This window comes from Corynebacterium sp. 122RC1 (assembly GCF_024580955.1).
In the GTDB taxonomy this organism is placed as follows: Bacteria; Actinomycetota; Actinomycetes; order Mycobacteriales; family Mycobacteriaceae; genus Corynebacterium; species Corynebacterium kozikiae.
Genome location: NZ_JANIKD010000012.1, coordinates 65,398 through 84,624, shown reverse-complemented (window position 1 = coordinate 84,624; position 19,227 = coordinate 65,398). Strand labels below are relative to the sequence as shown.

The following is a 19,227-nucleotide window of genomic DNA, read 5'->3' as shown; positions in this document are numbered from 1 at the left end:
GATTGCGCAGGAAGCCCAATCGGCCCCTCAGCATGCCCGAAAACAACATCGCCGAAGTAAAACAGAAGCCCTTCACACCCCCAACAATCTCACCCACGGAGTTGACAACCTATATAGGAACACCCCCCGCCAAGCGCCCAAGCGCGAGCCAGAACAAGCCAGCTACAAATTAGCCAGCAAGCGCTGCTTGGCGGGCTACTTCTTTGCAGTCCTCCCGTCCGCAGTTACGGGTTTCCACGTTCTCGTAACAACTTGGGCACATGAGGACCAGCTCACGGCAGTTGTCCTCATTGATGCAGTGCTCAAACTTGTTGGTGGCCGCACCACATTGCACGCAGTGGCCGAGTTGGATGAAGCCTGGGTCTTCCACGCCGGCGCCGAACTCCATGTGCATGCGCTTGTCAAAGACGTATAGCGAGCCTTCCCAGAGGCCGTCGTTGCCATACTTTTCGCCGTAGCGCACAATGCCACCATCAATTTGGTAGACCTCTTTGAAGCCGCGGTTCTTCATGAGGGAGGAGAGGATCTCGCAGCGGATGCCGCCGGTGCAGTAGGAGATCACCGGCTTGTCTTTCATCCAGTCATATTTGCCGGATTCCAGCTCACGGATGAAATCGTGCGTGGTGTTCACGTCTGGCACAACGGCGTTTTTGAACTTGCCAATCTGTGCCTCCATTGCGTTGCGCCCATCGAAGAACACCACTTCATCGCCGCGTTCCTCGACCAGCTTGTTTACTTCTTCCGGCTTCAGGTGCACGCCGCCGCCAACCACGCCGCGCTCATCCACCTTCAGCTCCCCAGGTGCGCCAAAGGCCACGATCTCATCGCGTACCTTCACGCTGAGCTTGGGGAAATCCTCCGCCCCGCCTTCGGACCACTTGAACTCGGTGCCGCGGAACCCTGGGTATTCGCGGAATTTCCGCACATACGCCTTGCACGCATCCATTGGCCCACCCACGGTTCCGTTGATGCCGTGCTCTGAGATGAGGATGCGGCCTTTCAGTCCGAGCAGCTCACACAGCTCCCGCTGCCAAAGCATCAGCGCCTTGGGGTCAGCGATAGGGGTGAACTTGTAATACAAGAGGATTTTGCTTTGTGCCACGAGGCACCATTCTACTCTCCTCACGCTTACCGACGCCCCCACGGCAAACAGGACGCCGGTCACAGTGGGCGGTGCGGTTGCAGGGAAGCTGGTACCGCTTTTGCTACCCAACATCTGGCTGGTTGCCAGTGTTTTCTCCGCCTTCTTGCGGGCTGCTCATACGCAGGCGAAACGTCTCGTACCAGACGTTACCGCGGATAGCGCGGTTGCCGCTTTCAGTGGTGAAGTCCTCAATCCACACACGGACATACTCATTGGCCACAGCATCGAAGGTGTGAAGGGTACCGTTGGCGTCAGTCCAGCCCTCGCGGAGGTCAAAGGCGTAGGCACCAGTGTTTGCCAATGCTCCCTGTGCAACCTTCTTCACCGTTGCCGCAGGACCGCTTGGCTCAGCGGTGGCCTTGGGCGCGTCGGTAGGCGCGATCCCCTTGCTCGGTGCGGGTGCCACAGCCATCAACGTTGTCTTTCACCCGGATGACGTAAGAAATCTTGTGAGCCACGCCGCCGCGGGAGAGGTTATCATGCACCGCACGGTCGATGTTCACACGAACCTGGTGGGTATCGGCGTCGTAGTACCAAGGGGTGTTGCCGTCTGCATCTTTAGCAAATTGCGCATCCGCGGCGATGCCGTTGAGGGTGAAATCAACAAACTCATACTCTTCTGGGAGTTGATCCACCAAGGTGGTGAGCAGGCCGGTAGTGCCGGTGACGCGCCACTCGCGGTCATATTCCATCGTGAAGGTGAGAAGCTGACCCGCATACACCGGATCGGTGGTGGGGTTCACTCGCTTGAAAAGCTTCACCTGCGGCGCGCCGGTGACCTCACCGGTGTTCTCGCCTGCATTGGTGTAGCCCACCGCCGGCCACCAGACAGTTGATGTTCATACCAAACTGCGACATCGAGTTAGTAGGTACTGTGAGCGCATTGCGCGCACTCGTACTCAACTGCCCATCCGCCGCACTCGAAGTAGCCGGCGTGATCTGCAAAATTAATGCAATTGTTGCAAGCAGACCGGCGAAAACCACCAAAACCCGCTTGAATAACACACGGTGAAAGTTCACGAGCGCCCTTTCCTCTCTCAGCCAAGAATTGCGTGAGAATCTCTGGGATAGCGTTGATAAATCGCCTCAGCAAACTCCGCCACAGCATTGTTGAACAAGAATCAGTTTTATGGTTGTAACTTTGGGTTGCATCAAGGCGTTGTGCTGGGCTTTAGAGGTATTCATGGGTATGAGTGTGGGCCCATTTGCTCATGTGGCGTTTTGACAGTGTGAGATGGGGGGAACGATTTGGAATTGATATGATCTTTGTTACTTTTGACGTTCTATTCAGGTTTTGCGTTTGGGTGCGGGGTTTGGGTGCGGCGGCAGTGAATTCGCTACCCTAAAGCTATGCCTGAAGGTCATGTGATCCACCGCCTCGCACGGGACATCAACACCGCGTTCAGCGGCGGCACGGTGCACGTGCGTTCACCCCAAGGCCGCTTCGCCGCCGAGGCCGCGCTCCTCGACGGCTCGGAACTGGTGGCTGCGCGGGCCCACGGAAAACACTTGTTTGTAGAATTCGACGTCCCCACGCCCGAGCGCTATGTGTACGTGCATTTAGGTTTGATCGGCTCATGGCGCTTTGAACCCCCTCATGAACAATGGGGCCAAATCCGCCTCCAAATTGCCAACACTACCGTGGCAGCAAACCTCCGCGGGCCGCAATTTTGCCGCCTGCTCGACGCCGATGCGGTGGAGGGGATCGTCGGAAAGCTCGGAGCCGACCCGCTTCTGCCTTTCGACCCGCACACCTACGCGGCGGTGGAGGCGAAGGTGCAGCGATCTCGGCGAAGCATCGGCTCACTGCTCATGGACCAAAGCCTCTTCCCCGGAGTGGGCAATATCTACCGGGCAGAAACGCTGTTCCGCTTAGGAATCTCGCCTTTTACACCAGGGTTTCACGTGAAACTTCGCCCAATTTGGGAAGACCTGGTATTCCTCATGGAAGAAGGCATGGAATCAGGCCGTATCGACACCGTCCGCCCCGAACACACACCCGAGGCGATGGGTCGCGCGCCACGCAAAGACGACCACGGCGGGGAAGTGTACGTCTACCGACGCGCCGGGCAGCCCTGCTACGTCTGCGGCACGCCAATCGCCATGCAGGTCATGGAAGGCCGCAACCTCTTCTGGTGTCCCGGCTGCCAGGAGTAGGTTAAAGGCATGCAACCCGCCTACCTCAGCAGCACCATCCGCGCGGTGGAAACGCCGATGATCGAGCAGTCACCGCCGGACTTCCTCATGAAACAAGCGGCAGCGCACCTTGCAGGCGAGCTCAGCGCGCTAGGCGGGCCCACCGTGTTCGCTGTGGGTGGCGGGGGCAACGGCGGCGACGGCCTCTACGCGGCCTCGATCCTGCACTCCCAAGGGCACGACGTCGAAGTGGTCCTCATCCACCCCGAAGGCAAAGCGCACCCGCCGGCGATGGCGGCCTACCCTGGGCCAATAGTGACCACCCCCTCATGGACAAACTACGTCCTTGTGGACGCCATTCAGGGGCTCGGCTCCGCTCCGATGGACGCGCGCACTGCCGCATTATGGGGACGCTTGGCCGCGTCGGCACGGCGCGTAGTCTCCGTGGACATCCCCACCGGCATTGACGCCGACACCGGAGCCGGCGATGGCGTCCGCGCCGACCTCAGCGTGACCTTCGGCGGCCTCCGCGTTGCACACGCACTCAGCAACAACTGCGGCACTGTGCGTTGCCATGACATTTCCGACGCCGCCGGCACCGCACTCAGCGCGGCCCTACGTGCCCACGAGGCAGCAACACAGTACGTAGATCTTGCAGACGGCGTGGCTTTTCCGCTCCCTTCGCTGGAGCCGCGCGTGGAAGACAACAAATATGCAGGGGTGGCTGGTGTGGTCGCGGGATCACCGAAGTATCCCGGCGCGGCAGTATTGGCTACATACGCCGCTGTGCAGGCGACCTCCGCGATGGTGCGTTATGTCGGTCCGTGCTCCAGCGAGGTGCTGGCGTGGGCGCCTGAGGTTGTGGCTACCGAGAGTTTCGGGGAGGCGGGACGCTGCCAAGCATGGGTGTATGGGCCGGGGGTTTCCCGTCACGAAGCTTCCCTCATGGAAACGGAACTGCCCCTTCTTATTGATGCCAGCGGACTTGGTTTCATCACGCCTTCCGATCTTTCACGCCGCAGCGCTCCCACTCTGATTACTCCCCACGCCGGGGAGTACGAGGCGCTGTTTGGTACCCAACCCGTTACCGAGGCGGCGCAGGAGACGGGGACGTACATTCTCCGCAAAGGGCGCCGCACCGTGATTGCCGCCCCTGATGGTTTCACGTGGAACATCAACATTGGTAACTCGTGGCTTGCCACCCCGGGCTCTGGGGACGTCCTCGCCGGCATCCTCGGCGCATACGGTGCCCGCTGGGGCGAGTGGTCCTTGGCAACCATTGCACGCGGGGTGCAAGTCCACGCGGTGGCCGCAAAACTCAGCGCTCAGACCGAGTTTGGCGAGGCGCCAACCAGCGCGTCACGCATTGCGCGTTTCATACCAGCGGCAACTGCCTACTGCACCTCTTGACGCCAAAAGTGGTGCACCGGGCCGTTACCCTGGCCGACGCTGAGCGCTTCCGCATGCACAATCGCGCCGTGCAGCCAATCCGTTGCCCAACGCAAGGCCTCCGCCGGCGTCTCGCCCATGCCGAGCCTTGTCGCGAGCGCCGAGGAGAGCGAGCAGCCTGTGCCGTGCGTGTTGTTCGTCTCCACGCGCTGTGACGGCGCCGTGGCGAGCACGCCCTGCTTGTTCACCAACGCATTGCCCGCCTCAGGACCACTGAGGTGTCCGGCCTCCACCACCACTTGCACATCAAATTGTTCCGCAAGGTGTTGAGCGATCTGAATGGCCTGCTCCAAGTTTTTGATGGTTTCACGTGAAACATTGGCTAAAACCGCAAGCTCCGGAACATTCGGCGTAATCATCGTTGCCGCAGGCAGAACCTCCCGAAGGCTATTTTCAGCCTCCGGGCTCAGCAGACGGTGCCCCGAGGTAGTGACCATCACCGGATCAATCACCACGTGCTCAGGCTTGACCTCCTCAAGCCATCGCTTCACCACCGCGATAATGCCCGGGGAACCGAGCATGCCCACCTTTAGCGCATCAATCCGGACGTCATCGCTCACCGCGAGGAGCTGCTCGTACAGAAATTCAGGTGGGGGAGTGTGGATGGAGCGAACACCTAGTGTATTTTGTGCGACCAGCGAGGTCACCACCGCCATGCCATGCCCACCGGCTGCGGCGATGGACTTCAGATCGGCGTGGATGCCTGCCCCTCCGGTGGGATCAGTTCCAGCGATGGAAAGAACGTTGGGGATCATTTACCCCCCTGAAACATTGTGCGCAATCTTTTTGCGGCTTGTGCCGGATCCTGCGCCCCCATGATCGCCGACACCACGCACAGCCCATCCACGTGGGGCGCCAAATCTTTGGCGTTGCGCTCATCCACTCCTCCGATGGCCACGCACGCAACACCCCTACCTCTTGCCTCCTGCGCAATCTCCACAACTCCCGCAACACCGATGGCCTCGGGGGCGTCGGGCTTCGTGGCTGTAGCCTCCACGGGCCCCAAACCGATGACATCAGGCAAGCGAATCCCAAGGTCTACACACGCACGCCACTGCGCCATGGTTTCAATGGTGAGCCCAATCATCTGTTCTTCCGGAAGCAGCGCACGAGCCTGCTCATACGGCATATCCGACTGACCAATATGCAAGTGGAGACCCAATTCCTGCGCGATCTCAACGCGGTCATTCACAAAAATTGGGATGTGCGGGATGGCTTGTTGCAGAGCTATTGCTTGGGCCCGGAAAGAATCAGTGTCAGCGTGCTTATCCCGCAACTGGACCACCGAAACACCACCGGATACGGCGCGTGCGACAAATTCTGGCAAGTCCACTTGGTAGGAGGGGTCTGTGACAAGATACAAATCCCACATCACGCCAGCTCCACCCTCTGCAAAATCTCCGCGGCGCTCAATTGGTGCAACGCATCCAACCACGCAACCGCAAACGAGCCCGGTTGCTGCGCAAACTGCTCCCCGGCAACCGCACCTGCCGCCTTTGTGTGCGCATGCGCCGCGACGATTGCCCAGTGAAGATCCAAACCTTCGTTACGCGCTGCGCCAGCATAGGCAGCGCACAATGCCCCGAGAAAACATCCTGTGCCAATCACCAGCGCCATGGTGGGGTGTCCACCCGCGATCCACGTGAAACCTTGCTGGCTCACAACAAGATCTTTAGGCCCGGAGACAGCAACAATCGAACCGCTACTTTCAGCGAGTGCCTGTGCAACATGAGGAGCGACAGCATCCGTAGCATCAACACCGCGCCCGCCCGTGCCGACACCCGCCAGCGCCGCAATTTCTGAGGCGTTCCCGCGGATCACGATAGGGGAGTGCGCGAGTGCTTCCTGATAAAACTGCGTACGATAAGGTAACGCGCCCGCCGCGACGGGGTCGAGTACCCACGGGGTATTTGTCTCAGCGGCACCCCGCATTGCCCCACGCATCCCGGCGTACTGTTGCTCGCTGGGCGTGCCGGCATTGATCAGCACTCCGTCAGCCACATGTGCGAATTCCCTAGATTCCTCTGGGGTGTCGCACATCGCTGGCGTGGCACCCGCAGCCAACAGGGCGTTTGCAGTGACCTGGCTGACTACCTGATTTGTAAGGCATTGAACCAGGGGAGTGGTGTTTCTCAGGGTGTCAATGGACGCCAAAATAGCAGAATCCATGCGGTTTTCCTTCGCTAGTACGAACTAGATCAGGTTCAATGGGTATGTTCTCAGCCCGAAGGCACCCCAAACCAATGCTTAGATTCTACTGCAATGTTTCACGTGAAACATTGCTATTTCACTACGAGGTTCACCATCCTGCCCGGAACCACAATTTGCTTCACCACGGTCTTGCCCTCGAGATGAGCCGCAACCCCCGCAACGGCGAGTTCGATGATGTGATCCTGGGCGGCGTCGGCAGGCACCATGATGCGACCCCTCACCTTGCCATTAACCTGCACCGGTAGCTCAATTTCATCATCGGTCAGGTACTGTTCATCGAATGCGGGGAACGATACGAACGTAATGGTCCCCTGGTGGCCGAGGCGGCTCCAGAGTTCCTCCGCAATGTGCGGAGCCACCGGGGCGATCATGATGACCAGTGGCTCGATTGCCTCGCGCGGCGCGCCAGCAGGGTAGTTCTTGGTGAGGTAATTGACGTACTCGATCGCCTTTGCCACCACCGTGTTGATGCGCAGGCCCTCGTAGTCATCGCGGATACCAGCGATCGTGCGGTGAAGGGCTTTCAGATCATCCTGTGTGAGCGCGGCCTCGGTGGTCACTAGCTCACCAGTCTCCTCGCTCACCACCAGGCGCCACAGACGCTGGAGGAAGCGGTGAGAACCGATCACGTCCTTTGTAGCCCACGGGCGTGAGGTATCCAGCGGGCCCATCGCCATCTCATATACACGAAGGGTGTCCGCACCGAAATCGCGGCAAATCTCATCAGGTGCCACCGAATTCTTCAGCGACTTACCCATCTTGCCGTATTCCTGGTTCACCTCTTCTCCGTTGTAGAAGAACTTGCCATCGCGCTCCTCCACTTCAGCCGCGGGCACATACACGCCACGGGAGTCCGTGTACGCGAATGCCTGAATGTAGCCCTGGTTGAAGAGTCTGCGGTACGGCTCCTTGGAGGTAACGTATCCCAGATCGAACAGCACCTTGTGCCAGAAGCGGGAGTACAGAAGGTGCAAAACAGCGTGCTCCACGCCGCCGACATACAAGTCCACACCGCCTGGGTCCTGCGGGCCATGCACCTCAGGGCGCGGTCCCGTCCAGTAGCGTTCGTTTTCAATATTGCAGAACGCCTCATCGTTGGTGGGGTCGATGTAGCGCAACTGGTACCAAGAAGATCCCGCCCACTGCGGCATCACGTTCGTATCCCGGATGTACTTCTTTGTCCCATCACCCAGATCAAGTTCCACGTGAACCCACTCAGTGGCCTTTGCCAGCGGCGGTTGCGGCTCAGAATCCGCGTCCTCTGGATCAAAAGAAACAGGCTTGTAGTCCGCCACCTCGGGCAACTCCACCGGAAGCATCGATTCCGGCAATGCATGGGCTTGGCCGTGTTCGTCGTAAACCACGGGGAAGGGCTCACCCCAGTAGCGCTGACGTGCAAACAGCCAGTCGCGGAGCTTGTACTGAATCTTCTCCACGCCCTTACCCTGCTCAGACAGCCACTCAATTGCCCTGGCAATTGCGTCCTGCTTGCCGAGCCCATTGAGGTCAAGGCCCTGGTCATTTGCAGAATTGATGTGCGCCGCATCCTCAGTGAACGCCTCGGTGGACACATCGCCGTCCAGCACTGGGACGATTGGAAGCCCGAACTCGGTAGCAAACTCGTAGTCGCGAGTATCATGCGCCGGCACCGCCATGATCGCGCCCGTGCCGTAGCCGGTCAGGACGTAATCACCAATGAATACAGGAATCTGCTCACCAGAAACGGGGTTCGTGGCGTAAGTGCCCAAGAAGACACCAGTCTTTTCCTTATTCTCCTGACGCTCCACATCAGACTTCGCGGCGATTGCGCGGCGGTATACCGCAACAGCCTCCGCGGGAGTGGACTGCCCAAACGTCCAGCGCTCATCTACGCCCTCATAGCTTTCGCCCACGAGCACGTCCACAAGCTCGTGCTCAGGGGCCAGCACCATGTATGTTGCACCGAATAGCGTGTCCGGGCGGGTAGTGAACACGGTGAGCTTGTGGCCTTGCGCCTCAAAATCCACCTCTGCACCACGCGAGCGCCCAATCCAGTTGCGCTGCATGCTCTTGACCTTTTCAGACCAATCAAGAAGGTCCAGATCATCAATCAATCGATCCGAGTATGCAGTGATGCGCATCATCCACTGGCTCAACTGCTTCCGGAACACTGGGAAGTTACCGCGCTCCGAACGGCCATCCGCAGTAACCTCCTCATTTGCAAGTACCGTACCCAAGCCGGGGCACCAGTTCACCGTGGAATTGGAGCGATAGACCAAGCGGAAGGTATCCAGCACCTTGGCCTGTTCCACGTGGTCCAGCTCAGAGTAGGGGGCACCGAACTCCTCGGGGGTTGGTACTTCACCCGACTCAAGCAGAGGGATGAGCTCGGCGATCGGACGCGCCTTTTGCTGACTCTGGTCAAACCATGCATTGAAAATCTGGAGGAAGATCCACTGGGTCCACTTGTAGAACTCAGGGTCCGTGGTTGCCACGCTTCGGCGGCGATCATGACCCAGCCCGAGCATGTCGAGCTGATGGCGCATGTTCTCAATGTTCGCCATCGTGGTGGTTCGAGGGTGCGTTCCGGTCTGGATCGCGTACTGTTCGGCGGGAAGACCAAACGCGTCGTAGCCGAGGGTATGCAACACGTTCTTGCCGAGCATTCGGTTGAAGCGCGCGAACACGTCCGTGGCGATGTATCCCAATGGGTGACCAACGTGAAGTCCTGCACCGGAGGGATAGGGGAACATGTCCTGAACAAAGAGCTTGTCCTTGGGAAGCTCTCCGGAACCAGCCAAATCACCCACTGGGTTTGGCGCATTGAAGGTGCCCTGATCTACCCAGAACTTTTGCCAAGTTCCTTCAATCTGGTTTGCCAGCGTTGCGTTGTAGCGGAATGCGGGTCCAGTAGCTGCGTCTTCACTCATGTTGAAACAGTCTAGTATGTTCCCCGCTTGTTGCCTGAATAGGGCAATGTTTCACGTGAAACATTGAAAGAACTTGTGCCACAACGATTTGGAGCCGCCCTCCTCGCATTTCCTGCGGGTAGTGCGGCTCCAGATCGTCATCACTGTAAAAGTCCCTTGGAGGTTCACTCGTGAAAATGATGTCCCTCAACTCATTTTGTCCGGTCGTCCCTTACCGTTCACGAGCTACATCCTGCTGCGTTCCAAATGTTCTCCCTTCGTTGGCGATGTCCCTATTCAAGCATTGCGCGCCAAAGCTGGCAATGATACCTCAAACCCTCCTGAGCTGGGGAAACATGGAATTTGGAAATTTCCTGTGAAAGCTCACCTGCAGAAATACGATGTGCTGAGAATCCCTAAAGAGAGTGCTGGGCAAATGCTCATCACCTTTGACCTGCACTTTTAGGGAACGAGCTCCAGCTCAGAGAGGTGACCGCCTTGCATTTCAACGGCTCGGGTTGCCATGGGAATCTGCGAACGATCATGCGTCACCATCACGGTAGCCAGATTGAATTCCTGTGTGACGTCCCGAAGAAGCTCAACGATCTCTCGGCTCAAGCGTGCATCCAACGCACTAGTCGGCTCGTCTGCGAGCAGGAGGGTGGGGGAACTCATGAGGGCCCGAGCGATGTTCACTCGTTGGCGTTGGCCACCAGAAAGCTGACCCGGCCGACGATTGTGCAGGCCTTCTAATCCCACTCGCGCCAGCAACTCGTCGGCACGCTTCACCCGAGGCTTGATACCGCGCATGTGATCTACAATCAACAATTGCTCCCTAGCGGTGAGTGCAGAAATCAAATTTGCTGCTTGAAATACGAGGCCCACCTGCTGCCTGTTATCTGCCACTGGTGATCCTTCGAGAAGAACCTCGCCGCTCGTGGGTGTTTGCAAGCCAGCGGCCACCGCGAGCAGCGTGGATTTACCGGAACCAGACTCTCCAACAAGTGCCACGAATTCGCCGGCATCTACTTCAAGTTTCACGTGGTCGAGGGCCGTGATTGTGGAGTCACCGTCGGGATAGGTAACTACGAGATCAGAAATCGTGAGTACGGACATTTTGACTCCTTAAGCATTCAATGCAATTTGTGGATCAACTTTGGTGACCTGGCGCGTTGCAAACCCAGCACCAACGAGCCCCAATACCCACACCGCAAGAGCAGTGAGAACAACCTCTTGCCACTGCAAGATGAACGGAACGGCCTGCCCCATGAGCATTCCGATTCCTGTAGCCAGCCCTGCACCGAGCACAGCACCAATAGCCAAAACGATTGCTGCCTGTCCCAACGCGTCTTTGAGCAGATAGCGTTTGTTTGCACCCAACGCGGCAAGGATCGCAATGTCCTTGGTGCGTTGAAGCGTCCATACCGTAAGGAAGGAAACGGTCACTACCGCGGAAATCAAGTACAGGAAACCCTGCATGGCCTGAAGTGAACCCTTTTGGGCACCGTATGCGGGCAAACCATCAAACGAACCTTTGAGGTCTGTGACAAAGATGTTCTCGGGCACGTTGGTTGGTTCGCTTTCGAGCAGCAGCACTGTTCCAACGTCTTCGGAGCGGCTTACGGCTTGCCATGTTTCCGTATTGACCCAAACCACCGTCCCATGGCTGAAGTACTCATCGGGCACCACGGAATCCACGGGAACTGCAACACCACCGAGAAGCACAGTTTGGCCAGGTTGCGCACCCAGATCCTCAGCGAGCGTTTCAGACACCAATGCGCCCTCCCCGATGGTTCCATGAGGGCTTTCCGTTCCCTCCGGCAAACCCAACACAGCTACTGCGTCCGCGTTCGTGTCGGTTTCCATTCGACTTTGACTCGCACCCAGCGGCACACCACCAACCTCTGTAAGGATTTCCTCGCTGATCGCAGAAGTGTTGAAGGAAACCTCCTGGTTGAACACCACCGCCTGTGGATTCAGCTCCTCCAGTGCCGAAATATTGCGATGCCCGAGGCCCGTGGTCAGGCCAGTGAGCATCACAAGCAAGAAGGTAATCATGGTTACCACGGTTCCGATGAGCGCAAAGCGCCCCTTGGCAACACGAATCTCCCGAATTGCTAAAAACATACAAGTCCTTTCCTAATGGACTCCATTTTTCGCGTTGCGGGCTGCGTTTCCATCAGTTGGGCAGGTGAACCTTGAATCAACCGATCGGTTGATCGGACTCACGTGGAACCGTGGACTAGCGTGGAGAAGGTGGAAAACACTTTTGAACGGCTTCCAGAGATGCTTCGCGTTGCACTCCATTCGATGTTTGCCATCCTCCTCCTCGTGGGCGTGATTTTGAGTGGTTTCACGTGGAACATTGTGCTCGTCGCCTGTGCCCTTGGGGTTCTCTATTGCGTTGGAACGATCAACGAGAAACGCTGGCGACCCTACGCACTCTGGTGGCTCGCGGGGGTGGTGTGCTTGTGGCTCGTGCTGGTGTTTGCTTCCGAAGGTTTCACGTGGCTCATGTTCCCTATCATGCTGCTGAGCCTGTACCTTCTGCCCGCCTGGTGGGGCGAACTCGCCGCCTTTGGGCTGTGGGGTGTGACAGCGATTGCGCCCTTTGTCTCCGACCCCAACAACTGGACCTACGGAAAAGTGTTTGGCCCACTGTTCGGCACGTTGGTGGGAATCGGCATCTTCCATACCTCCCGCGCGATGCACCACCAGACAGAACACCATCGGGCAGTGGCCCATCAACTCCAGGCAACACAGGCAGAACTTGCCGCTAGTGAACACCAGGCGGGGCGCCTAGAAGAACGCGAGCGACTTTCGCGGGAAATCCATGACACGGTGGCACAAAATTTGAGCTCAATCGTGCTGCTCGCCCGCAGCGCTCAAACCACCGGTGGGAATTTGGAAATCATTGAACAGCAGGCATCTGCCGCGTTGGAACAAGCAAGGCGCCTCGTCCGAGACCTCGCCATCGGGGAGCCACTAGTGGCAGCCCTGAAAGACCTTGTGCACACTCAGGAGCTCAAGCAACAGGCGCTAGGCAAGCCCCTTGAAATCTCACTCGAACTCGTGGGGAACACCGACAAGGCACTTCCTGAACCCATCACCCGGGCGCTTCTGCGCACCGCTCAAGAAGGTCTGGCGAATGTTTCGAAGCATGCCGACGCCCGCAAGGCAGTCTGCACCCTGGCTGTCTGGGAGCTTGAGGTCAGCATGGATGTCGTAGACAACGGAAGGGGATTCAGGGAAACAAGTGCCGGAGAGGGCGGTTATGGTCTCCCCGGGCTTCGGAAACGAGTTGAAGAGCTCGGAGGAACCATCACGGTTGAGAGCTCTGAATTGGGCACAGCGCTCAGTTGCCATATTCCACTTTCCAGTCACGCACGTTAAGAGAATTTCATGAACCTTCGAGTGATGCTGATAGACGACCATCCTGTAGTCCGAGCAGGGCTACGGAGCATCCTGGACAGTTTCCCGGACATCACTGTGGTGGCAGAGGCAAGTAGCGGTGCCGGCATCACACAGGAATCAGTTGGGGAAGTTGACGTGGTGATCACCGACATTCAGATGCCCGAGGTGGATGGCATCACACTGACACGCAACTTGTCCGGAGGTCCACCGGTACTTGTCCTCACAACCTATGACACCGAGGCGGATATTGTTGCCGCCATCGAGGCCGGTGCAATGGGCTACCTATTGAAAGATGCCCCTGCTCAGGCTCTTCACGATGCAGTGGTTGCCACCGCACAGGGCAAGCGTACGCTCGCTCCTGAAGCCGCTGATGCCCTTATGCAACGTATTTCACAACCACAAACCGCACTTTCCTCACGGGAAATCGAGATTCTTAGGGAGTTGGAGTCGGGGGCTACGAATCGGCAGTTGGCTGCGAAATTGTTCATCTCCGAGGCCACCGTGAAAACCCATCTTGTGCACATCTATGCAAAATTGGGTGTGGACAACAGAACTGCTGCGATTACGACGGCTCGCCAACAGCGGCTCATCTGATGTTTCACGTGAAACATTGCGAAAAGATGGAACCAAAATATGGGTTCAACATGTCTAAGTAGGCATGAACATATTCACTGAACTTCAATTGCGTTCGGAGGCCTACCTCCGCCCGATCGTTGCCCGCAATGACCGCATTCAAAATGGTGAGGTTGTGCAAATCCAAGATGACTACGGTGGCTTCTGGCTGACCGCCGTGGATTTGAATGCTCCTACAAACACACTATTCGATGCAATCCGAATCGCCCTACACCGCCCACCATTAAATCAAATGCTCATCGCGTCCAACGGCGACCTTTTTGATACCTCGTTAGTGTGCCACCCGTTGAGCAGAATTCCTGCAGTAGGGAACTTTCTGGATATGTTCCCAGAATTCTGCGTACAACTTCCAGACACCAAAAATGCAATGTTTCACGTGAAACATTGCAATTCCACCTCGGTGCACTTCCTCCCTCATGAGCGCTTCCATACGGTGTTTGCTAAGGGCATGGCGCCTATTCCAGGAATCCCACCTCAGGCGCCGCGGCGTAGTTTCAATGACCCTGTGCTTCTCAGAGCTAGCAAAAAGTACCCGTTCATTCCTTATAGCCTCTGGGAAGTAACGTATCGCAGCCTGAGTAACCATGCCGACCGCGCCATGGCATTGTTGTGCCTGCCGCATTTCGTGGGGAAGCAACACTACTGGAGCCTCTTGCTGGAGTTCCTATTTCTCCTACGCGATCACAACTCGTTGAAACGCGCCAAGAGGGAGTTCCACCGCCTGTATAAGAAGCATCCTAATTTCCCTGAGTTCCGATTCGATGTTGCATTGAAAGAACTAGAGGAAGCTGGCCTCCTCGAGGCCTCCCAAATCCCTAAGGATTCTCCAACAGAACTGGGGCACTTCACCTTGTGGGCGGTCTACAGACTCTTCCTATTCGCGCTCCCACGCCTGGTGAAAAAAGAAGTTTGGAATGAGTGGATGCTCAACACTGCACTCGTAAACAACGGCGACATCCTTGAGGCACTGAAACTCGCACATGATTTGGCAAAGTTCTCTCTAAAACACCAACACAAGAACACCGAAGATAGCCGCCAGAGCTATGGCAAGCCATTGCCAATGTCTTTGATAGCGAGGTCCGCATAGGCGCGCAATGACCGCACCGACGAACCCGCCTAGGGTATTCATAAAGAGATCGTCAATGTCGCTGTATCCCAACGCGAAAACATATTGCAGTACCTCGAACCCTAGGCTGGTTATCGCAGCGGTCGCCGTTGCGAGCCCCACCTTCATCCGGCTACCAAGGAGCAAACCAAAGGGAACGAACAAAAGGAAGTTGCCGCCGTACCCAAATGCTGGAATAAACCAATCACTCGCGTAGAAGAGTTGATCAAAGGGCCGCAGCTCCACACTCCGGTTCACCTGATTGCTTTCCGCCCAGAGTTGGCCAATCTGAAATTGAGACTTCAACAAGATCAGTACAGCCATCATTGCGCCATAGACGCCGATCGCCGCGATAGTGTGTTTCCTCGTATCCATACTGTGGCCACTCTAGTTTCCCGTGAAGCGGTGGTGGGGCATTCCTGAACCTTCCCAGTAACCTCCCAGGTTCAACGTCACAGTGACGTAAAACAGATGGCTCCCAGGGTGGGCGAAAATATCGCGCGGAGATCAAGAAATTTCCGTCGGATGGCCCATTAGTTGGAAACTTCAATTATTTTGGATCTCCGTCAAGTTGTTTTCTTGCCTTTTGATCCAACAGCCCTTCTGAAAGCTCTAGGCACAAAAACTTCGCTATACGAATATCCGACACACCTTTAACGGCAACTATCGCTTTTGATACAGGCGCTTCCGTTGGAACTTGGGATCGCTCGTCACCAGCACCCCAAGGTTGCGGAAAATACCCTCATCTACAGTTCCCAAGATTGTGGTTGTGTGCGCATTGCATCCCTGCAGATTCTTCAACTGGTCGAGGGCCAGTTGAGCCTCCGCGTTTGTTTCCGCCGAGACCGAAAGCGCAATGAGCACCTCATCAGTGTGCAACCGTGGATTGGAGGAACCGAGGTGCTCTGTCTTGAGCCGCTGGATCGGCGCAATGGAACCAGGGGAGAGGAGATGCTGGGCGTCGTCAATGCCAGCCAGATGCTTGAGTGCGTTCAAGAGCATTGCGGAGGAACAACCTAGAAGATCACTAGTGCGGCCAGTAATAATCGTTCCATCGTGAAGTTCGATCGCACTTCCAGGAAGGTCCTCGCTTGCTACGCTGCGGGCGGGAAGAACAACTGGCCGATCGGTTTCAGAGATACCTGCCTTCGCCATCACTACAGCGGCACGCTCAGACTGCTCCGTGGAACTACCGGAAATTGCCTCATGCACGCGCGCCTGGAAGTACCTCCGGATAATTTCTTGGCGCCCGGACCCTCGGCAAACATCGTCATCCGAGATACACAACCCCACCATGTTCACGCCCATGTCCGTAGGGGACTTGTAGGGAGAATGCCCAAGCAGTCGCTCAAGCAACGCCTTGAGCAGTGGGAAGGCCTCCACGTCGCGGTTGTAATTAATGGTCTGTTCTCCATAAGCCTGGAGATGGAATGGATCGATCACATTTGCATCGTTGAGATCAACCGTGGCGGCCTCGTACGCAAGGTTTACGGGATGCTCCAACGGAAGATTCCAAATGGGAAACGTTTCAAACTTCGCGTATCCGGTGGCAATTCCGCGGTTGTGCTCGTGGTACACCTGCGAGAGGCAGGTGGCGAGCTTCCCAGACCCCGGGCCGGGCGCAGTTACAACAACGAGGTCGCGAGTGGTTTCCGCATATTCATTGCGCCCCAAACCCTCGGGCGAGACGATGAGGTCGATATTGGTGGGATAGCCAGCAATCACACGATGGCGGGATACCTTCACGCCAAGGCGCTCGAGGCGCTCAATGAAGGCCACTGCGAGAGAGTTCTCGTCTTCAAGCTGAGTAATCACCACATGTTCCACGAGAAACCCGCGCTCCCGGAACACATCGATGAGTCGGAGGACATCCTCTTCATAAGTGATGCCAAGGTCTGCTCGCACCTTCTGGCGCTGCAGATCCTTAGCGTTCATACAAATGAGAATTTCAACTTCATCACGAATGCGGTCAAGCATCGCGATCTTGTTGTCGGGAGTGAACCCTGGAAGCACTCGGGAGGCATGAAAGTCGTCGAAGAGTTTGCCGCCCATTTCGAGGTACAGGCGGCCCCCGTTTCCCCCTAGTTGTTCGCGGCGTTCGCGAATGTGCTGCGATTGCAAAGCGATGTAGCGCTCACGGTCAAACCCAATAGCATTTACCATGGAACCCCATCCTATCCGGACACGTACCACCGGCGCGAATGGGCACTGCGCAAAAAATCGAATGTTTCACGTGAAACATTGAAAAAACCCGCGCTAGGAAAGCGCGGGTTTAGAAGGTATTAGGGGTTAGGAGAGGTTCCGTTCCGCCTCCAACTCCTTCTTTTCAATACCCTCGATAGCAGATGCCAGACCGAGGTCATCTTCTTCATCAAGCGCTGAGCGCTCGATGTTGCCCTTCGCCCAGCGGTCAACAACCTGAGCGATAGCGCCGTCGCCAGTGACGTTACAAGCGGTACCGAAGGAATCGATAGCGATGTACGCAGCGATCATCAGTGCAATCTGGTCATCGTTGAACCCAAGCGAGGCGGTGAGCAGACCGACAGCAGCCATGATCGCACCACCAGGAACGCCTGGGGCTGCAACCATGGTGACACCCAACATCAGCAGAAAGCCGAGTGCCTTGCCAAAAGAAAGATCCATGCCGTCCATGAACATGATCGCGAAGGCGAACAACGTAATCTTCATCATGGATCCGGAAAGGTGAATAGTCGCGCAAAGTGGGACCACAAAACCAGCCACGGACTGGCTCACGCCATTGCGGCGTGCACATTCATAGGTCACTGGAATGGTTGCGGCAGAGGAAGAGGTACCAAGAGCCGTGAAGTATGCCGGCATCATGTTCTTCAATGAGGTAAACGGATTCTTACGAGCAATCGCACCAGAAATAGTGAACTGAGCGATCAACAATAAGAAGCTCAGCACAATGGCGAGAACAAGTACCTTGGCGAACGCGGTAAGCGTGGACACAAGGTTGCCGTTCATGCCGAGAGAAAGGAACATACCGAAGATGTAAATCGGCAGCAATGGCACAACAAAGCCCGAAATTACCTTCATCACCACGCGGCGCAAATCGGCAACGCCAGCAAAGAGGGTGTCGGACTTCACCACGGTCATCGCAACACCGATAACAAACGCCAGGATCAAGGCAGTCATCACAGGCATTGGGGCAGGCATCTCGATGGTGATGAAGGGCTGGAGAGCCCCACCATCAATATCTGCTACCTCTACATTCTGCTGACCCGCCAAAAGAATGGGGTAAAGCCCCGTAGCCACGGCCCAGGAGATAATGCCGGCAATCACTGCGGAGCCATAGGCGATGCCGGTGGTAATGGCCAGCCACTTACCAGCACCGCGGCCGAGGCCTGCGATTGCGGGAGTAATCAAGGCAAAGATCAACACTGGGATGAAGAAGCCCAAGAAATTGCCAAAGAGACTGTTGAAGGTTACAAAGACGCGGCCGAGTGCCACGGGGAAAAAGAAGCTGCAGATGATGCCCAGGATGATTGCCACAATGATCCGGAACAGCAGCGATGATGAAAGACGTTTGAAATCCATACACACCTACATGTGTCCAAAGGGATAGGGAACGCCTTTAACCTACAAGCTCTATACCCAATTTCTTACATCGGATAGAAAATATGCGACGTGAAACTTTGCACACTTCACTCACAGTTGGACCTCGGGGTTAGGATGAAGGACATGATTGAAATCGTGATCGCGTCCATTTTTGCTCTAATTGCAGCCTTCTTTCTCACTGTGGGCTCAATGGCATGGAGCGGCAAGCTTCACGGGAATTCCAAGGTAGGCCTTCAGGTGCCTGAAGTTCGGGACTCTGAAGAAATTTGGTACAAGGCACACCGAGTTTCAGGCCCTTGGTGGGTGAACGCCGGACTTGCATTAGCGTTCACCGCCGCGTTTGCGCTGAAGGGCTTTTGGGTATTCACCATCCTCGGTGTCGTAGTGGCAATTGGTTTAGTGAGTGTAGGCTCCAATTTGGGTGCAAGGGCGGCAAACATTTTGGAAAGCAAGGAAGCCACAAAGGAAGCCCCTGCCCAGGTGGATTTGGATGCCGTACGGCGCGCAGCGGGGGGACAGTAATTCTTGCTCCACCGTTTCATCTGCACTAGCATTGCTAGGCATGAACAACGCTTACGGAAACTGGTGGTGGCGCGTCGCTTGACGAGCCACCGTCGATCCATAAGTTCAGGCTCGTCTTTGTAATACTTACAACGCGGGCCTTTTGT

At 56.6% G+C, this 19,227-nt stretch carries 19 protein-coding genes and 1 riboswitch; of the genes, 7 read left to right on the top strand and 12 right to left on the bottom strand.

Annotated features, from left to right (window positions below):
• Nucleotides 1–169: 169 nt before the first annotated feature.
• The 3 genes from NQ050_RS07350 to NQ050_RS07340 form a co-directional block, all read right to left on the bottom strand.
• Nucleotides 170–1,102, bottom strand: a complete 933-nt coding sequence (locus NQ050_RS07350) for a rhodanese-related sulfurtransferase (RefSeq protein ID WP_257038657.1) — start codon at nt 1,100–1,102, stop codon at nt 170–172.
• A 103-nt stretch (nt 1,103–1,205) separates the two neighbouring features.
• Nucleotides 1,206–1,445 carry a hypothetical protein gene (locus NQ050_RS07345; protein WP_257038655.1) on the bottom strand — a complete coding sequence of 80 codons (240 nt, stop codon included), beginning with the start codon at nt 1,443–1,445 and terminating at the stop codon, nt 1,206–1,208.
• 46 nt (nt 1,446–1,491) lie between these two features.
• Nucleotides 1,492–1,959 (bottom strand): hypothetical protein, encoded by a 468-nt coding sequence (locus tag NQ050_RS07340; protein WP_257038653.1) that lies wholly within the window; start codon nt 1,957–1,959, stop codon nt 1,492–1,494.
• 535 nt (nt 1,960–2,494) lie between these two features.
• Here NQ050_RS07340 and NQ050_RS07335 point away from each other — a divergent pair.
• Both NQ050_RS07335 and NQ050_RS07330 read left to right on the top strand, forming a co-directional pair.
• On the top strand, nt 2,495–3,301 hold the full coding sequence (locus tag NQ050_RS07335) for an Fpg/Nei family DNA glycosylase (protein ID WP_257038652.1): 807 nt from the start codon (nt 2,495–2,497) through the stop codon (nt 3,299–3,301).
• A gap of 9 nt (nt 3,302–3,310) precedes the next feature.
• Nucleotides 3,311–4,690: a bifunctional ADP-dependent NAD(P)H-hydrate dehydratase/NAD(P)H-hydrate epimerase gene (locus NQ050_RS07330; RefSeq protein ID WP_257038651.1), complete on the top strand. Its 1,380-nt coding sequence runs from the start codon at nt 3,311–3,313 to the stop codon at nt 4,688–4,690.
• Here the strand turns inward: NQ050_RS07330 and thiD are convergent.
• The 4 genes from thiD to leuS form a co-directional block, all read right to left on the bottom strand.
• Nucleotides 4,675–5,484 (bottom strand): bifunctional hydroxymethylpyrimidine kinase/phosphomethylpyrimidine kinase, encoded by an 810-nt coding sequence (gene thiD / locus NQ050_RS07325; protein WP_257038649.1) that lies wholly within the window; start codon nt 5,482–5,484, stop codon nt 4,675–4,677. The two genes, NQ050_RS07330 and thiD, sit on opposite strands and share 16 nt — an antisense overlap.
• Nucleotides 5,481–6,101, bottom strand: a complete 621-nt coding sequence (gene thiE / locus NQ050_RS07320; RefSeq protein WP_257038648.1) for a thiamine phosphate synthase — start codon at nt 6,099–6,101, stop codon at nt 5,481–5,483. Before thiE ends, thiD begins: the two co-directional genes overlap by 4 nt.
• Entirely contained in the window at nt 6,101–6,898 is a 798-nt protein-coding gene (thiM, locus tag NQ050_RS07315; protein WP_257038647.1) for a hydroxyethylthiazole kinase, read from the bottom strand. Before thiM ends, thiE begins: the two co-directional genes overlap by 1 nt.
• Nucleotides 6,888–6,977: riboswitch (TPP riboswitch) on the bottom strand. It overlaps the preceding gene by 11 nt.
• A 34-nt stretch (nt 6,978–7,011) precedes the next feature.
• On the bottom strand, nt 7,012–9,849 hold the full coding sequence (leuS, locus tag NQ050_RS07310; protein ID WP_257038646.1) for a leucine--tRNA ligase: 2,838 nt from the start codon (nt 9,847–9,849) through the stop codon (nt 7,012–7,014).
• 121 nt (nt 9,850–9,970) lie between these two features.
• On the opposite strand from leuS, the gene NQ050_RS07305 reads away from it, so the two are divergent.
• Nucleotides 9,971–10,294, top strand: coding sequence for a hypothetical protein (locus NQ050_RS07305; RefSeq protein WP_257038645.1), 324 nt, complete (start codon nt 9,971–9,973; stop codon nt 10,292–10,294).
• Here NQ050_RS07305 and NQ050_RS07300 read toward each other — a convergent pair.
• Complete coding sequence (locus tag NQ050_RS07300) at nt 10,291–10,944, bottom strand: ABC transporter ATP-binding protein (RefSeq protein WP_257038644.1); 654 nt, start codon at nt 10,942–10,944, stop codon at nt 10,291–10,293. The two genes, NQ050_RS07305 and NQ050_RS07300, sit on opposite strands and share 4 nt — an antisense overlap.
• 9 nt (nt 10,945–10,953) lie before the next feature.
• On the bottom strand, nt 10,954–11,955 hold the full coding sequence (locus NQ050_RS07295; RefSeq protein WP_257038643.1) for an ABC transporter permease: 1,002 nt from the start codon (nt 11,953–11,955) through the stop codon (nt 10,954–10,956).
• A 159-nt stretch (nt 11,956–12,114) separates the two neighbouring features.
• Here NQ050_RS07295 and NQ050_RS07290 point away from each other — a divergent pair, with 159 nt between their 5' ends.
• The 3 genes from NQ050_RS07290 (at nt 12,115) to NQ050_RS07280 (ending at nt 14,962) form a co-directional block, all read left to right on the top strand.
• Entirely contained in the window at nt 12,115–13,221 is a 1,107-nt protein-coding gene (locus NQ050_RS07290; RefSeq protein WP_257038666.1) for a histidine kinase, read from the top strand.
• 9 nt (nt 13,222–13,230) lie between these two features.
• A complete protein-coding gene (locus tag NQ050_RS07285; RefSeq protein WP_257038642.1) occupies nt 13,231–13,836 on the top strand; it encodes a response regulator transcription factor in 606 nt (201 codons plus the stop codon).
• Nucleotides 13,837–13,900: 64 nt separating this feature from the next.
• The gene (locus NQ050_RS07280; protein WP_257038641.1) at nt 13,901–14,962 is read left to right on the top strand and encodes a hypothetical protein; all 1,062 of its coding nucleotides are present in this window, start codon (nt 13,901–13,903) and stop codon (nt 14,960–14,962) included.
• On the opposite strand, the gene NQ050_RS07275 is transcribed toward NQ050_RS07280, so the two are convergent.
• The 3 genes from NQ050_RS07275 to NQ050_RS07265 all read right to left on the bottom strand — a co-directional run bounded on the left by NQ050_RS07275 (nt 14,876) and on the right by NQ050_RS07265 (nt 18,538).
• On the bottom strand, nt 14,876–15,355 hold the full coding sequence (locus NQ050_RS07275; protein WP_257038640.1) for a VanZ family protein: 480 nt from the start codon (nt 15,353–15,355) through the stop codon (nt 14,876–14,878). The genes NQ050_RS07280 and NQ050_RS07275 overlap by 87 nt on opposite strands.
• A gap of 288 nt (nt 15,356–15,643) precedes the next feature.
• Nucleotides 15,644–17,143, bottom strand: a complete 1,500-nt coding sequence (locus NQ050_RS07270; protein WP_257038639.1) for a DUF1846 domain-containing protein — start codon at nt 17,141–17,143, stop codon at nt 15,644–15,646.
• Between the two features lie 126 nt (nt 17,144–17,269).
• Nucleotides 17,270–18,538 carry a dicarboxylate/amino acid:cation symporter gene (locus NQ050_RS07265; RefSeq protein ID WP_257038638.1) on the bottom strand — a complete coding sequence of 423 codons (1,269 nt, stop codon included), beginning with the start codon at nt 18,536–18,538 and terminating at the stop codon, nt 17,270–17,272.
• Nucleotides 18,539–18,682: 144 nt separating this feature from the next.
• On the opposite strand from NQ050_RS07265, the gene NQ050_RS07260 reads away from it, so the two are divergent.
• Nucleotides 18,683–19,081, top strand: a complete 399-nt coding sequence (locus NQ050_RS07260; protein ID WP_257038637.1) for an SdpI family protein — start codon at nt 18,683–18,685, stop codon at nt 19,079–19,081.
• Nucleotides 19,082–19,227 lie beyond the last annotated feature (146 nt).